At 59.5% G+C, this 15,949-nt stretch carries 13 protein-coding genes; 3 read left to right on the top strand and 10 right to left on the bottom strand.

What is annotated here, in order from left to right:
* Window positions 1–288: 288 nt before the first annotated feature.
* From aceA to NE357_RS17565, 9 genes are all read right to left on the bottom strand, one after another.
* Complete coding sequence (gene aceA / locus NE357_RS17605) at window positions 289–1,614, bottom strand: isocitrate lyase (RefSeq protein WP_039767419.1); 1,326 nt, start codon at window positions 1,612–1,614, stop codon at window positions 289–291.
* Window positions 1,615–2,090: 476 nt separating this feature from the next.
* Window positions 2,091–2,828: a secretin N-terminal domain-containing protein gene (locus NE357_RS17600; protein ID WP_169430945.1), complete on the bottom strand. Its 738-nt coding sequence runs from the start codon at window positions 2,826–2,828 to the stop codon at window positions 2,091–2,093.
* A 243-nt stretch (window positions 2,829–3,071) separates the two neighbouring features.
* Window positions 3,072–3,497 carry a GNAT family N-acetyltransferase gene (locus tag NE357_RS17595; RefSeq protein ID WP_169430944.1) on the bottom strand — a complete coding sequence of 142 codons (426 nt, stop codon included), beginning with the start codon at window positions 3,495–3,497 and terminating at the stop codon, window positions 3,072–3,074.
* Window positions 3,490–4,665, bottom strand: a complete 1,176-nt coding sequence (locus NE357_RS17590; RefSeq protein WP_169430943.1) for a ribosomal protein uL16 3-hydroxylase — start codon at window positions 4,663–4,665, stop codon at window positions 3,490–3,492. Before NE357_RS17590 ends, NE357_RS17595 begins: the two co-directional genes overlap by 8 nt.
* A gap of 86 nt (window positions 4,666–4,751) precedes the next feature.
* Complete coding sequence (gene purB / locus NE357_RS17585; protein WP_085712387.1) at window positions 4,752–6,122, bottom strand: adenylosuccinate lyase; 1,371 nt, start codon at window positions 6,120–6,122, stop codon at window positions 4,752–4,754.
* 127 nt (window positions 6,123–6,249) lie between these two features.
* Complete coding sequence (gene hflD, locus NE357_RS17580; protein WP_064380694.1) at window positions 6,250–6,873, bottom strand: high frequency lysogenization protein HflD; 624 nt, start codon at window positions 6,871–6,873, stop codon at window positions 6,250–6,252.
* A complete protein-coding gene (gene mnmA, locus NE357_RS17575) occupies window positions 6,870–7,994 on the bottom strand; it encodes a tRNA 2-thiouridine(34) synthase MnmA (RefSeq protein ID WP_169430942.1) in 1,125 nt (374 codons plus the stop codon). The genes hflD and mnmA overlap by 4 nt, the downstream gene beginning before the upstream one ends.
* A 59-nt stretch (window positions 7,995–8,053) precedes the next feature.
* Window positions 8,054–8,500 carry an NUDIX hydrolase gene (locus NE357_RS17570; protein WP_169430941.1) on the bottom strand — a complete coding sequence of 149 codons (447 nt, stop codon included), beginning with the start codon at window positions 8,498–8,500 and terminating at the stop codon, window positions 8,054–8,056.
* A gap of 78 nt (window positions 8,501–8,578) precedes the next feature.
* Entirely contained in the window at window positions 8,579–10,804 is a 2,226-nt protein-coding gene (locus NE357_RS17565) for an NADP-dependent isocitrate dehydrogenase (protein WP_169430940.1), read from the bottom strand.
* A 481-nt stretch (window positions 10,805–11,285) separates the two neighbouring features.
* On the opposite strand from NE357_RS17565, the gene icd reads away from it, so the two are divergent.
* Window positions 11,286–12,542, top strand: a complete 1,257-nt coding sequence (icd, locus tag NE357_RS17560) for an NADP-dependent isocitrate dehydrogenase (RefSeq protein ID WP_169430939.1) — start codon at window positions 11,286–11,288, stop codon at window positions 12,540–12,542.
* Between the two features lie 61 nt (window positions 12,543–12,603).
* Here the strand turns inward: icd and NE357_RS17555 are convergent, their stop codons facing one another.
* On the bottom strand, window positions 12,604–12,885 hold the full coding sequence (locus tag NE357_RS17555; RefSeq protein WP_169430938.1) for a cold shock domain-containing protein: 282 nt from the start codon (window positions 12,883–12,885) through the stop codon (window positions 12,604–12,606).
* A 224-nt stretch (window positions 12,886–13,109) separates the two neighbouring features.
* Here NE357_RS17555 and clpS point away from each other — a divergent pair, with 224 nt between their 5' ends.
* The gene (gene clpS / locus NE357_RS17550; protein WP_011334948.1) at window positions 13,110–13,493 is read left to right on the top strand and encodes an ATP-dependent Clp protease adapter ClpS; all 384 of its coding nucleotides are present in this window, start codon (window positions 13,110–13,112) and stop codon (window positions 13,491–13,493) included.
* A 30-nt stretch (window positions 13,494–13,523) separates the two neighbouring features.
* Complete coding sequence (clpA, locus tag NE357_RS17545) at window positions 13,524–15,794, top strand: ATP-dependent Clp protease ATP-binding subunit ClpA (RefSeq protein WP_169430937.1); 2,271 nt, start codon at window positions 13,524–13,526, stop codon at window positions 15,792–15,794.
* Window positions 15,795–15,949 lie beyond the last annotated feature (155 nt).

The raw sequence follows: 15,949 nt of genomic DNA, 5'->3' as shown, positions 1-15,949 counted from the left end.
ATAATTAATATCGTTTGTGATGGTTTTGTAACTGTTTAGCGATTGGGCAGTTGGGAAGTTGTCTTATATCCGCGTTACTGCAAGTAGCGGCGGCACACGTTTTAACCGATTTTTGTGACGTGGATAGCGCTCTGGATCAATGTTTTGCCTGACGGACTGTGCCAGCCCTGGGTTGGTCAGAAGGTCGCAGGCAAAAAAACGCCCCGAACCAGTCGGGGCGTCAGTTCTTCGGCAATGCGGTTAGCTTTCTACACGGTCCGCAAAGGCCGTTCGCTCAGGCGAAGTCGATCAGTGGAACTGTTCTTCTTCGGTCGAACCGGTCAGCGCGGTCACCGAGGACGTGCCGCCCTGGATCACGGTGGTCATGTCGTCGAAGTAGCCGGTGCCCACTTCCTGCTGGTGAGCCACGAAGGTGTAACCCTTGGCGGCATCAGCGAATTCCTGCTCCTGCAGCTTCACGTAGGCAGTCATGTCGTTGCGGGCGTAGTCGTGCGCCAGGTTGAACATGCTGTGCCACATGTTGTGAATGCCGGCCAGGGTGATGAACTGGTGCTTGTAACCCATGGCGGACAGTTCGCGCTGGAACTTGGCGATGGTCGCGTCGTCCAGGTTTTTCTTCCAGTTGAAGGAAGGCGAGCAGTTGTACGACAGGATCTGGTCCGGGTATTCCTTCTTGATCGCTTCGGCGAAGCGACGGGCTTCTTCCAGGTCCGGCTTGGCGGTTTCGCACCAGATCAGGTCGGCGTACGGCGCGTAGGCCAGGCCACGGGCGATGGCCTGGTCCAGACCTGCACGAACCTTGTAGAAGCCTTCCTGGGTGCGGGTGCCAGTCACGAACGGCTGGTCGTACGGGTCGCAGTCGGAAGTCAGCAGGTCGGCAGCGTTGGCGTCGGTACGGGCCAGGATGATGGTCGGTACGCCGGCAACGTCGGCAGCCAGACGAGCAGCGGTCAGCTTCTGTACGGCTTCCTGGGTTGGAACCAGAACCTTGCCGCCCATGTGGCCGCACTTCTTCACGGAAGCCAGCTGGTCTTCGAAGTGAACGCCGGCGGCGCCTGCTTCGATCATGCTCTTCATCAGCTCGTAGGCGTTCAGTACGCCGCCGAAGCCGGCTTCGGCGTCAGCCACGATCGGCGCGAAGTAGTCGATGTAGCCCTCGTCGCCCGGGTTCTTGCCGGCTTTCCACTGGATCTGGTCGGCACGACGGAACGAGTTGTTGATGCGCTTGACCACGGTTGGAACCGAGTCCACCGGGTACAGCGACTGGTCCGGGTACATCGATTCGGCGGAGTTGTTGTCCGCAGCGACTTGCCAGCCCGACAGGTAGATCGCCTGGATACCGGCTTTAACCTGTTGAACAGCCTGGCCACCGGTCAGGGCGCCCATGCAGTTGACGAAATCTTTCTCTGGGCGGAAGGACGGCTTGGCACCCTGGGTGACCAGGTTCCACAGTTTTTCGGCGCCCATTTTTGCAAAGGTGTGCTCTGGTTGAACCGAGCCACGCAGACGGACGACGTCAGCAGCGGAGTAATTGCGAGTCACGCCTTTCCAGCGCGGGTTTTCAGCCCAGTCTTTTTCAAGGGCTGCAATTTGCTGTTCGCGTGTCAGTGCCATGGAGATAAACCTCGTCGCGTCTTTATGAAAAGTTGTTCTGCGGTGGAAAATTCCTTGCGCTCGCTGACCAGAAGCTTAGGTGGTCAGGTCGGGTTCGGCGGGGCAGGCGACGGGATGAACGATGGGCTCGAGGGGAGGTGAGCAGGTAAAGGCGAACTGGCGGGCGCATTCGGGCGTCGTGGGCCTTTATGCGAACTACAGTGTAAAGCCGGGTTACCTAATTACGCTTCCGTCCCTCGGGACAACTTCGTTCCAGTCGGCAACCTCGTCAAACACACCTTGTGGGCGGTACAGACACGAAACGGCTCGCGGGGATGGTTGCGAGCAGCGCTTCGAAGGCCCTTGCCAGGGCCTCTGATTAGCGGGAGCGAGGCCATCATGCCTTCGCTTTTTTGGCTCGTCAAACGTTTTGTAGTGCTTTTTTTCATGCACTACATCTTTCGTCTAATACGACTAATCAGTCAGTTTTCGGTGCTTTAGTCCAGGGTGTCGACTTTCACCCGCAACGTCATGTCATCCCGGCCTTGAGTCGAGTAGCTGCGGGCCAGGCCCTGTTTGTCGGCCTGAGTCTCACGGTTCACGCCGGCGAGGGTGATCCATTCGCCCAGGCGTCCTGTGACAGTTGTGTCGGTGCTTTGCACGTTCACTACATCGGGACGTTCCTGGCTCATTCGGTCACGGTTGGTACTGATGGACAGGTGAACGGTGTCACCGGTGACGCTGGCAGTGACGTAGAAACCCTGAGTGACGTTGCGATACTGGGTCTGGCTGCTGTAATCGCCCCAGGAGTTGCTCTGGCTGCTGGTGATCGGCACGCTCTGTCCGACCTGGATCAGCGCCGGTGCACCCTCGCTGGCCTGTACCTGTTGAATGCCGCCGTCACGGCTGGCGGTGCTGTAGTCAATGATCCTGGTTTGCTGGTCGCCGGTGTTCTGTTGGTTGTTTTCGTTGGTGTCGACGGTGATCAGCAGGCGTTTGGGGGCGGTATCGAGCTGCGTGAGCAGGGCTTTCAATTCCTGGATCTTGTCCGGCTCAGCCTTGACGATCAGTTGATTGCCATAGGCGCTGACCTGACCGTCCTTGCCGATGAAATCCTGAGCCACCGGCAGCATGTCGGCGCTGGTGTGGTACTTGAGGGGCACGATTTCTGTGGCTGCCATCACCGAAAAACTGCAGCCGAGCAGCAGGGTGGTGAGCAGGGTGCGTAGGGACATGTCCGTTATCTCCGCTTTCGAAAGGCTTGATATTGCCAGTTTGTCGGCCCGGGGTGGGGCAAATTGAATCGTAGACAGCAAAACGCCCCGGCATCCGAAAATGGCGGGGCGTTTTGTGGTGTTCTGAAGGGCCTCTTCGCGAGCAAGCCCGCTCCCACATTGGATCTCTGCCGGGCACAAAATCTGTGTTCGCTGGAGGTTTCCTGTGGGAGCGGGCTTGTCCGCGAATGCCGCGACGCGGACTTAAGCCGAGTGACGAACCATGTCGACATGCGGAATCCCTGCTTCCAGGAATTCCTCGCTGACCAGATTGAACCCCAGGCGCTCATAGAACGCCGTGGCCTGCACCTGGGCGCTGAGCATCTGCTGCTTCAGGCCCCGTGCTTCCGCTTCGGCAATCACCGCGTGCATCAGCGCATCGCCGACCTTTAGCCCGCGCCAGTCCTTCAGTACCGAAACCCGGCCAACATGCCCGTCGGGCAGCAGGCGGGCGGTGCCGATCGGAAAGTCGCCTTCGAAGGCCAGAAAATGCACGGCGGTGGCGTCATCGGCGTCCCACTCAAGCTCGGGTGGAACCGACTGTTCGGCAATGAACACCGTTTCGCGAATGCGGCGGATCTCGGCGTTGTCCTTTTGCCAGTCTGCAACGCGTACGCGAATCTTATTCATCGTCGGCGAACCCCAGGCTTCCCTGTTTGACCAGTTCGCACAGCAGGCCGCGGCCATCTTCGTCGCTCAGCCAGTCGCCGAGGTTGTCGGTGTGCAGGGCGTCAGCCGAGCAGATCAGCTTCAGCAGCTCGCGCAACTTGCCAGGCAGGTAACGGCTCTGGCCGCTGGCGAACAGCAGCAGATCGTCATCGACGTTGGACCATGCCAGGCGTGCACTCGGGTTGCGGATCAGGATGGCACCGTCTTCGAGGGCGCTGAGGAGGTCTTCTTCCTCGACTTCCTCCGGGCCGACGACCAGCTCTGGATAACGCGGCTCGGTCATGTACTGGCCGAACCAGGTCAGCAGCAGGCGTTCGTCGCTCATGTGCTCGGCGAGCAGTGCCTTCAGGCGGCCAAGAGCATCGTGCTGGATCTGGTGCGGGTCATCGCTGACCGGCTTCGCATCGGCGTCGGTGTAGCGCTCTTCGTCAGTCAGGAACTGGCTGAGGAAGTCGGTGAAGTGGGTCAGCACTTCAGCGGCGCTTGGTGCGCGGAAGCCGACCGAGTAGGTCATGCAGTCATCGACGGCCACGCCGCAGTGAGCCAGGCGCGGCGGCAGGTACAGCATGTCGCCCGGTTCCAGAACCCACTCTTCGGTTTCGTGGAATTCGGCGAGGATGCGCAGGTCCGCGTGCTGCAGCAGCGGGCTTTCGGAGTCGCACATCTGGCCGATTTTCCAGTTGCGCTTGCCGTGGCCTTGCAGCAGGAACACGTCGTAGTTGTCGAAATGCGGGCCAACGCTGCCACCCGGGGCGGCGAAGCTGATCATCACGTCATCGACGCGCCAGCTCGGCAGAAAGCGGAAGTTTTCCAGCAGTTCGCTGACTTCCGGCACGAACTGATCGACAGCCTGCACCAGCAGGGTCCACTCGCGTTCCGGCAGTTTGCTGAATTCGTCTTCGGCGAACGGGCCGCGGCGCAGTTCCCATGGGCGCTCGCCGTGTTCGATCACCAGGCGCGATTCGACTTCTTCTTCCAGGGCCAGGCCGGCGAGTTCGTCGGCGTCGATCGGGCTTTCGAAATCAGGAATCGCCTGACGGATCAGCAGTGGTTTTTTCTGCCAGTAATCGCGCATGAACTCGCGCGCCGTAAGACCACCCAGAAGTTGAAGAGGAATATCGGGATTCATATGTAACCTATTGAAAAAAAGCATTTTTCAGACGGGAATAAAAACGCCCGGCGCGGCCGGGCGTCTCAAACGGGTCAAGCAGTCGATCAGATGCGTTTGGCTTGCGCTACAGCGTTGCCGATGTAGTTGGCCGGGGTCAGTTGCTTGAGCTCGGCTTTCGCAGCGGCCGGCATGTCCAGGCCATCGATGAAAGTCTGCAGCGCTTCAGGGCTGATGCCCTTGCCGCGCGTCAGTTCTTTCAGCTTCTCGTACGGGTTTTCGATGTTGTAGCGGCGCATTACGGTCTGGATCGGCTCGGCCAGGACTTCCCAGCAGGCGTCCAGATCGGCAGCAATCTTGTCAGCGTTCAGCTCGAGTTTGCTGATGCCTTTGAGGCTCGCTTCGTACGCGATCACGCTGTGGGCGAAGCCGACACCGAGGTTGCGCAGAACGGTGGAGTCGGTCAGGTCGCGCTGCCAGCGGGAGATCGGCAGTTTGCTCGCCAGGTGCTGGAACAGCGCGTTGGCGATGCCCAGGTTGCCTTCGGAGTTTTCGAAGTCGATCGGGTTGACCTTGTGCGGCATGGTCGACGAACCGATTTCGCCGGCAATGGTGCGCTGCTTGAAGTAACCCAGGGAGATGTAGCCCCAGATGTCACGGTCGAAGTCGATCAGGATGGTGTTGAAGCGCGCAATGGCGTCGAACAGCTCGGCGATGTAGTCGTGCGGCTCGATCTGCGTGGTGTACGGGTTGAAGGCCAGGCCCAGCTCGTCTTCGATGAAGGCGCGGGCGTTGGCTTCCCAGTCGATCTGCGGGTAGGCCGACAGGTGCGCGTTGTAGTTGCCGACAGCGCCGTTGATCTTGCCCAGCAGCGGAACGGCAGCGACCTGAGCGATCTGGCGCTCGAGACGGTAAACCACGTTCGCCAGCTCTTTACCCAGGGTGGTCGGCGAAGCCGGCTGGCCGTGGGTGCGCGACAGCATTGGCACGTCGGCGAAGCGCAGGGCCAGTTCGCGGATGGCGTTGGCGGTCTGGCGCATCAGCGGCAGCATCACGTCGTCACGACCTTCGCGCAGCATCAGGGCGTGGGACAGGTTGTTGATGTCCTCGCTGGTGCAGGCGAAGTGGATGAACTCGCTGACCTTGGCCAGTTCCGGCAGCTTGGCTGCCTGTTCCTTGAGCAGGTACTCGATCGCTTTCACGTCGTGGTTGGTGGTGCGCTCGATCTCTTTCACGCGCTCGGCGTGTTCCAGCGAGAAGTTTTCGGCCAGTTCGTTCAGAACGGCGTTGGCTTCGGCGGAGAAGGCTGGCACTTCCGGGATGCCGGCGTGAGCGGCCAGGCGCTGGAGCCAGCGCACTTCAACCAGGACGCGGGCACGGATCAGGCCGTACTCGCTGAAAATCGGGCGCAGGGCCTGGGTTTTGCCGGCGTAGCGGCCGTCAACAGGGGAAACCGCAGTGAGCGAAGAGAGCTGCATGGGGTGTTCTCGGACAGTCGGGCAACGAAATGGGGCGCGTATCATACATGAAAAAATCCGCCGGTCCGTCGCCAACTGACCGGCGTATTACGCGTTACAGACTACAAAGCTTTTATTGCGCGGCGATTTACTCGCTGCGCATCAACGGATACAGCTCTTTGAGCAGCTTGCGACGACTGATCACCAACTGCCAGCGATGGCCGCCGAGTTGACGCCACAGGCGTGCCGAACGAATACCGGCGAGCAACAGGGCGCGAATCTTCGACGCGTTGCTCGGCTGCTGCAGGTTGCGCATGTCGCCGTGCACTTGAATGCGTTGGCGCAGCGTGCTCAGGGTGTCCTGATACAGCGCACCGCAGGCCGCGATCACGTTTTCGTGGGCCGGGCCGAAATGCTCGACCTGCGACTGAATCTGCGGCAGGCGCTTGCCGATCACGTCGAGCATGTCGTTGCGCTTGGCCAGTTGCCGCTCGAGGCCGAGCATCGACAATGCGTAGCGCAATGGCTCGCGCTGCAAGGTGCTCGGGTCGCGCTCGAGGGCGCCGATCAGCGCACGGTAACCCTCGCGCAGATTGATGTCGTCGCCACCGTACACGTCCAGCGTGTCCTTCGGATCGCGGACCAGCAGGCTGCCGAGCATGCAGCTCAGGCCGGCCTCGTTGGTCTGGCCGGTCTTGGCGATCCGGTCGACCAGTACGGCGGCAAGAAACACGCCACCCAGAGCCGTCAGTTGCTCCTGAGTCGGGCTCATGCCTGGCCGCTCCACGGCTCGGCGACTTCGATCACGCCGCCGCCGAGGCAGATTTCACCGTCATAGAACACCACCGACTGACCCGGCGTGACCGCGCGTTGCGGTTCGTCGAACACGGCGCGATAGCCGGTCTCGGTTTTTTCCAGCGTGCAGGTCTGATCGCTCTGGCGATAACGAACCTTGGCGGTCAGGCGCAGCGGCTGGCTCAAATCGATCGGGTTGACCCAGTAGATTTCCGAAGCGAGCAGGGCGCTGGAGAACAGCCATGGATGGTTGTTGCCCTGGCCGACGATCAGCTCGTTGGTGTCCAGATCCTTGCGCAGCACGTACCACGGCTCATCACCGGCGTCTTTCAGGCCGCCGATGCCCAGGCCCTGGCGCTGACCGATGGTGTGGTACATCAGGCCGTGGTGACGGCCGATGACTTCGCCTTCGGTGGTCTTGATCTCGCCCGGTTGCGCCGGCAGGTATTGCTTGAGGAAATCGCTGAAACGGCGCTCGCCGATGAAGCAGATCCCGGTGGAATCCTTCTTCTTGGCAGTCGCCAGCTCGTATTTCTCGGCGATTGCACGGACTTCCGGTTTTTCCAGCTCGCCGACCGGGAACAGGGTCTTGGCGATCTGTTCGCCGCCGACAGCGTGCAGGAAGTAGCTCTGATCCTTGTTCGGATCCAGGCCCTTGAGCAGTTCGGTGCGGCCATCAATGTCGCGGCGGCGCACGTAGTGACCGGTGGCGATCAGGTCGGCGCCGAGCATCATGGCGTAGTCGAGGAACGCCTTGAACTTGATCTCGCGGTTGCACAGGATGTCCGGGTTCGGCGTGCGGCCGGCCTTGTACTCGGCCAGGAAGTGCTCGAACACGTTGTCCCAGTACTCGGCGGCGAAGTTGGCGGTGTGCAGCTTGATACCGATCTTGTCGCACACGGCCTGGGCATCCGCCAGGTCGTCCATGGCGGTGCAGTATTCCGTTCCGTCGTCTTCTTCCCAGTTCTTCATGAACAGGCCTTCCACTTCATAGCCCTGCTCGATCAGCAGGAGAGCGGAAACGGAAGAGTCCACGCCGCCGGACATGCCGACAATGACGCGCTTCTTGGATGTGTCAGAAGGGGCTGGATCACGCATAGGGATTCAATGAGTGTCTTGAAAAAGGACGCGATTCTATCAGGCTCACGGCCTCAAGGCTAAAGGGAAGGGCGTATCAGTTCGAGGCCGAAGCGATTGCCGGCCAGATAATCGTCGATGCAACGGATGATCAGCTCGCTGCGCCAGTTATCGCGCTGGGCCAATAATTCGTCGCGGGTCAGCCACTTGGCGCCGACGATGCCGTCGTCCAGCTGATATTCCGGGTAATGTTTCACGGCTTTGGCGCTGAAGCACACGCGCTGGTAAGTCACGCCGTTGCTCGGAGCGGTGTACAGATAAATGCCGATCACGGCGGTGGGTTCGACGTCCCAGCCGGTTTCTTCGAGGGTTTCGCGCACGGCGGCTTCGATCAGGGTTTCGTCCGGATCCAGATGGCCGGCGGGCTGATTGAGCACGTTACGCCCGGCTTTGTGTTCCTCGACCATCAGGAAACGGCCGTTATCCTCGACGATGGTGGCGACGGTGATGTGGGGGAGCCATTGCATTGATTGAATCTCCTGGGCGAAAGGCAGAAACACAAACCCCGGCGCATGGCCGGGGTTTGTGATGTTCCCTTTACAACCTTATACCAGCGCAGCAATCGCCGCGTTGAAGGTTGCGCTTGGGCGCATGGCCTTGCTGATCAGCTCGGCATCGGCGTGGTAGTAACCACCGATGTTCACTGGCTTGCCTTGAACGGCGTTGAGCTCGGCGACGATGGTCGCTTCGTTCTCGGTCAGGGTCTTGGCCAGGGTCGCGAACTGCGCTTGCAGTGCAGCGTCTTCGGTCTGGGCGGCCAGGGCTTGTGCCCAGTACATCGCCAGGTAGAAGTGGCTGCCGCGGTTGTCGATGTTGCCGACTTTGCGCGATGGCGACTTGTTGTTGTCGAGGAATTGGCCAGTAGCCTGGTCCAGGGTCTTGGACAGCACCAGCGCTTTCGGGTTGTTGTAGTTCACACCCAAGTGCTCGAGAGAAGCGGCCAGGGCCAGGAATTCGCCCAGCGAATCCCAGCGCAGGAAGTTCTCTTCGACCAGTTGCTGCACGTGCTTCGGAGCCGAACCGCCGGCGCCGGTTTCGAACAGGCCACCGCCGTTCATCAGCGGCACGATCGACAGCATCTTGGCGCTGGTGCCCAGTTCCATGATCGGGAACAGGTCGGTCAGGTAGTCGCGCAGTACGTTGCCGGTCACCGAAATGGTGTCCTTGCCTTCGCGGGTGCGCTGCAGGGTGTATTTCATGGCGTCGACCGGTGCCATGATCTGGATGTCCAAACCAGCGGTGTCGTGATCCTTCAGGTAAGCCTGAACCTTCTCGATCACTACGCCGTCGTGGGCGCGCATCGGGTCCAGCCAGAAGATGGCCGGGGTGCTGCTTGCGCGAGCACGGTTGACGGCCAGTTTGACCCAGTCCTGGATCGGCGCGTCTTTGGTCTGGCACATGCGGAAGATGTCGCCGGCTTCAACAGCCTGTTCCATCAGCAGGTTGCCTTTGCTGTCGGTCACGCGAACCACGCCGTCGGCCTTGATCTGGAAGGTCTTGTCGTGGGAGCCGTACTCTTCAGCCTTTTTAGCCATCAGGCCAACGTTCGGCACGCTGCCCATGGTGGTCGGATCGAAAGCGCCATTGGCTTTGCAATCTTCGATCACGGCCTGGTAGATGGTGGCGTAGCAACGGTCCGGGATCACAGCCTTGGTGTCGTGCAGCTGGCCGTCGGTGCCCCACATCTTGCCGGAGTCACGGATCATGGCCGGCATCGAGGCGTCGACGATGACGTCGCTCGGCACGTGCAGGTTGGTGATGCCTTTGTCGGAGTTGACCATCGCCAGCGACGGACGAGCGGCGTAGACCGCCTGAATGTCAGCTTCGATCTGCGCTTGTTGCTCGGCCGGCAGGGATTTGATGCGGGCGTACAGGTCGCCGATGCCGTTGTTCAGGTTGAAGCCGACCTCGGCCAGCACGTCGGCGTGCTTGGTCAGGGCGTCTTTGTAGAACTCGGCAACGATCTGGCCGAACATGATCGGGTCGGAGACCTTCATCATGGTGGCTTTCAGGTGAACCGACAGCAGCACGCCTTGTTGCTTGGCGCTGTCGATTTCAGCGGCGATGAACGCGCGCAGGGCCTTTTTGCTCATCACGGAGCAGTCGAGGATCTCGCCCGCCTGAACGTTGGTTTTTTCTTTCAGGACGGTGGCGGTGCCGTCTTGGGCGATCAGCTCGATCTTCACGGTGTCAGCGGCGTCGATCAGGGCGGCTTTTTCGCTGCCGTAGAAATCGCCGGTGCTCATATGAGCGACGTGGGACTTGGAGTCTTTGGCCCAGGCGCCCATTTTGTGCGGGTGCTTGCGAGCGTAGTTCTTGACCGACAGCGGAGCGCGACGGTCGGAGTTGCCTTCACGCAGAACCGGGTTCACGGCGCTGCCCTTGACCTTGTCGTAGCGCGCCTTGGCGTCTTTGTCGGCGTCGCTGGTCACGGTTTCCGGGTAGTCCGGCAGGTTGTAGCCCTGGGCTTGCAGTTCTTTGATCGCGGCTTGCAGTTGCGGAACCGAGGCGCTGATGTTCGGCAGCTTGATGATGTTGGCTTCAGGCGTAACGGCCAGGTCGCCCAGTTCGGCGAGGTGGTCGGCTACGGCTTTGTCGCCCAGTTGCTCGGGGAAGCTGGCCAGAATACGTGCTGCAAGAGAGATATCGCGGGTTTCCACGGCGATATCGGCCGAGGCGGTGTAAGCCTCGATGATTGGCAGCAGGGAATAGGTGGCGAGGGCTGGAGCTTCGTCGGTGAAGGTATAGATGATCTTCGAGCGGGTGGGCATATTCGGATTAACTCTCTCTTCTTTGCTAAAGCGTGCGCAGAAACTCGAGGGGCGCCGGGTAAGCGCGTTCGTTCAAAGTCATCCATGAACCGAATGTCGAGAATCTTCGCGGTGATGTTGGGTGCATCAGTAGAGCGTCAAGCAGTCGGACTGCGGTAACAACCCGACCAATCAGGCGGAAAGTCTCGTGCTAGAGAGGCCAGCCGTCGTGACCCTTTGGTCAGCGGGCGGCATTATACATAGGTAGCTGGCAATCTGCCGATGCTTCATATGCAACGATTCTCGTCCATTGGTCTAAAGGTCGCAGGGCGGGGTGGGGCGTAGAGTCGCCGTGAATGCTTGAGATTGGCGCTTTTCCCTTTGCTTTCAGGCTTGTACGAAACGAGATGTCGCCGCGCCCGGAACAGAGGGTTTGCGTGTTGATTCAACTGGGTTACGCTCGAACCAAGCCAGATGTTCAATCCAAACAATGGAGTTCAGCATGGGTTACAAGAAGATTCAGGTTCCAGCCGTCGGCGACAAAATCACCGTCAACGCAGACCATTCTCTCAATGTCCCTGATAACCCGATCATTCCCTTCATCGAAGGTGACGGCATTGGCGTCGACGTCAGCCCTGTGATGATCAAAGTGGTTGATGCTGCCGTGGCCAAGGCCTACGGGGGCAAGCGCAAGATTTCCTGGATGGAGGTTTATGCTGGCGAAAAAGCAACTCAGGTCTATGACCAGGACACCTGGCTGCCCCAGGAAACCCTGGACGCCGTCAAGGATTACGTGGTTTCCATCAAAGGCCCGCTGACCACCCCGGTCGGTGGCGGCATCCGTTCCCTCAACGTTGCCCTGCGCCAACAGCTCGATCTCTATGTCTGCCTGCGCCCTGTGGTGTGGTTCGAAGGCGTGCCGAGCCCGGTGAAAAAGCCCGGCGACGTCGACATGGTGATCTTTCGCGAGAACTCCGAAGACATTTATGCCGGTATCGAATGGAAGGCCGGTTCTCCTGAGGCCACCAAGGTCATCAAATTCCTGAAAGAAGAAATGGGCGTCACCAAGATCCGTTTCGACCAGGATTGCGGCATTGGTATCAAGCCGGTTTCGAAAGAAGGCACCAAGCGTCTGGTGCGCAAGGCCCTGCAATACGTGGTGGACAACGACCGCAAGTCGCTGACCATTGTGCACAAGGGCAACATCATGAAATTCACCGAAGGTGCCTTCAAGGACTGGGGTTACGAGGTGGCGAAGGAAGAATTCGGCGCCGAGCTGCTCGATGGCGGCCCATGGATGAAATTCAAGAACCCGAAAACCGGCCGCGAAGTCGTCGTCAAGGATGCCATCGCCGATGCCATGCTCCAGCAGATCCTGCTGCGTCCGGCCGAATACGATGTGATCGCCACCCTCAACCTCAACGGTGACTACCTGTCCGACGCCCTGGCGGCGGAAGTGGGCGGTATTGGTATCGCGCCGGGTGCCAACCTGTCCGACACCGTGGCCATGTTCGAGGCGACCCACGGTACCGCGCCGAAGTACGCCGGCAAGGATCAGGTCAACCCGGGTTCGGTGATTCTGTCGGCCGAGATGATGTTGCGTCATCTGGGCTGGACCGAGGCGGCGGACCTGATCATCAAGGGTACCAATGGCGCGATCAAGGCCAAGACGGTGACCTATGACTTCGAACGTCTGATGGAAGGCGCCACGCTGGTGTCTTCTTCGGGCTTCGGTGAGGCGATCGTCAAGCATATGTAAGTCGTGCAGGTACAAAAAAACCGCCTTCGGGCGGTTTTTTCATGACCAGGTGACGGTTGAGTCAGCCTGACACTTTTTCTGTATGAGGGGCATGCGTAGCCGCTTCACTTGCCACGGTTGCCGCCGTGATATTCACCGCATGCAGTCCCTTGGGGCCCTGGACGATTTCGAAAGTCACGATCTGTCCGGCCTTGAGGGTCTTATACCCGTCCATCTCAATGGCGGAGTAGTGGGCAAAGAAATCAATGTCTTTGCCATCCTCGTCACGTCCTTCGCGGGCATCGGTATTGATGAAGCCGAATCCCTTGGCATTGTTGAACCACTTGACCTTGCCGACAGCCATGCTCAAATCCCTCTGCAACAGACTCCATCGCTGGAGTATCATCCAAGACATCCGCAGTCGAATCCGTTAAAAGGATTGACTCCGCGGATCTTTTTTCCCCACTGTGGGTTCTATTGGTTGTAACACCGTTTTCCCGATAGTCAAGGTGACCGGGCAGTCGGAGTTGAAAACGTGTCAAGCCGCCCCCACCACTGTATTTGCACAACTGACGAACCTTTCTTTCCATGCATGCAATCAGCCAGATTCGACTAACATTCAATCAGGATCGCCCGCTTCTCCAAAAGGATCTTCCACAGGAGCACGACGACGATTCGGCAGGCGTTGCTGTTCAGGAAGCAAAGCCTGCGTTACAGGCGCCGCCGATGTACAAGGTGGTTTTGTTCAACGATGACTACACACCGATGGATTTCGTCGTCGAAGTGCTCGAGGTGTTTTTTAACCTGAATCGCGAGCTGGCGACCAAGGTCATGCTGGCCGTCCACACAGAAGGACGGGCAGTATGTGGAGTGTTTACCCGCGACATCGCCGAGACAAAGGCCATGCAGGTCAACCAGTACGCCAGGGAAAGCCAGCATCCGCTACTCTGTGAAATCGAGAAGGACGGTTAATCGCCGACCACTTGGGTATGAGGTGAAGCTATGTTAAACCGCGAGCTCGAAGTCACCCTCAATCTTGCCTTCAAGGAGGCTCGTTCGAAGCGTCATGAGTTCATGACCGTCGAACACCTGCTGCTGGCCCTATTGGATAATGAGGCTGCCGCCACCGTATTGCGTGCCTGCGGCGCAAACCTCGACAAACTCAAGCACGACCTGCAGGAGTTCATCGACTCCACCACGCCGCTGATCCCCGTCCATGACGAAGATCGCGAAACCCAGCCAACCCTGGGCTTCCAGCGTGTGTTGCAACGTGCTGTCTTCCATGTGCAGAGCTCGGGCAAACGCGAAGTAACCGGCGCCAACGTGCTGGTTGCAATCTTCAGTGAGCAAGAGAGTCAGGCGGTGTTCCTGCTGAAACAGCAGAGCGTTGCACGCATTGATGTCGTCAACTATATCGCCCATGGCATTTCCAAGGTGCCGGGGCATGGCGATCACTCTGAAGGTGAACAAGACATGCAGGACGACGAGGGCGGTGAGTCTTCTTCTTCAGGCAATCCGCTGGATGCGTATGCCAGCAACCTTAACGAACTCGCACGCCAGGGCCGGATCGATCCGCTGGTCGGGCGAGAGTCGGAAGTCGAGCGCGTTGCGCAGATTCTCGCGCGTCGCCGCAAGAACAATCCGTTGCTGGTGGGCGAGGCGGGCGTGGGCAAGACCGCGATTGCCGAAGGCCTGGCCAAACGCATTGTCGACAACCAGGTGCCGGACCTGCTGGCCAACAGCGTCGTTTATTCCCTCGATCTGGGTGCCTTGCTCGCAGGCACCAAATATCGCGGCGATTTCGAGAAGCGCTTCAAGGCGCTGCTCGGCGAACTGAAAAAACGTCCGCAGGCGATCCTGTTCATCGACGAGATTCACACCATTATTGGTGCGGGCGCTGCGTCCGGTGGCGTCATGGACGCCTCTAACCTGCTCAAGCCGCTGCTGTCGTCGGGTGATATCCGCTGCATCGGGTCGACCACGTTCCAGGAATTCCGCGGCATCTTCGAGAAGGATCGGGCTCTGGCCCGCCGCTTCCAGAAGGTCGATGTGGTCGAGCCGTCGGTGGAAGACACCATCGGTATCCTGCGTGGTCTGAAAGGGCGTTTCGAACAGCACCACAACATCGAGTACAGCGATGAGTCGCTGCGCGCCGCTGCGGAACTGGCATCGCGCTACATCAATGACCGGCATATGCCGGACAAGGCCATCGATGTGATCGACGAGGCGGGCGCCTACCAGCGCCTGCAACCGGTCGACAAGCGTGTGAAGCGCATCGACGTGCCGCAGGTCGAGGATATCGTGGCGAAGATCGCACGTATTCCACCAAAACACGTCACCAGTTCCGACAAGGAGCTGTTGCGTAACCTGGAGCGCGACCTGAAGCTGACGGTGTTTGGTCAGGATGCGGCGATCGATTCGTTGTCGACTGCGATCAAGCTGTCCCGTGCCGGTCTGAAGTCGCCGGACAAGCCTGTCGGTTCGTTCCTGTTTGCAGGGCCGACCGGTGTTGGTAAAACCGAAGCTGCGCGGCAATTGGCCAAGGCGCTGGGGATCGAGCTGGTTCGTTTCGACATGTCCGAGTACATGGAGCGCCACACCGTATCGCGTCTGATCGGTGCGCCTCCGGGCTATGTCGGTTTCGACCAGGGCGGTCTGTTGACCGAAGCGATCACCAAGCAACCGCATTGCGTATTGCTGCTCGATGAAATCGAGAAGGCGCATCCGGAAGTCTTCAACCTGCTGCTGCAGGTGATGGACCACGGTACGCTGACCGACAACAACGGGCGCAAGGCGGACTTCCGCAACGTGATCGTGATCATGACCACCAATGCCGGTGCTGAAACGGCGGCACGTGCTTCGATCGGTTTCACCCATCAGGACCACTCGTCCGATGCGATGGAAGTGATCAAGAAGAGCTTCACGCCGGAATTTCGTAACCGTCTGGACACCATCATTCAGTTTGGTCGCCTCAGTCATGAGGTCATCAAAAGCGTGGTGGACAAGTTCCTCACCGAACTTCAGGCGCAGCTGGAGGACAAGCGTGTACTTCTGGAAGTTACCGACGCAGCGCGCAGTTGGCTGGCGGCCGGTGGTTACGATTCGGCCATGGGCGCTCGTCCGATGGCGCGTCTGATTCAGGACAAGATCAAGCGTCCGCTGGCAGAGGAGATTCTGTTTGGCGAGCTGGCCGAGCATGGCGGTGTGGTGCACATCGACATCAAGGATGGTGAGCTGACGTTTGACTTCGAGACTACTGCGGAAATGGCTTGATGGTTGTTGGTCTGTTGTAAAGCGAAAGGCGCCTTTGGGCGCCTTTTTGCTGTCTGCGGTTTTTGGTTTGGGGGCATATCCGTTGCTGCGGTAACGGCTTCTTAGGGTTCCGCCCTTACGGCGGGTCACTTTGGCAAACGCCGGAATGCCGGCCC

Source organism: Pseudomonas sp. G7(2022), assembly GCF_052660475.1.
Note: the sequence above shows the minus strand (reverse complement) of the source record. Positions and strands in the feature narration are given on the sequence as shown.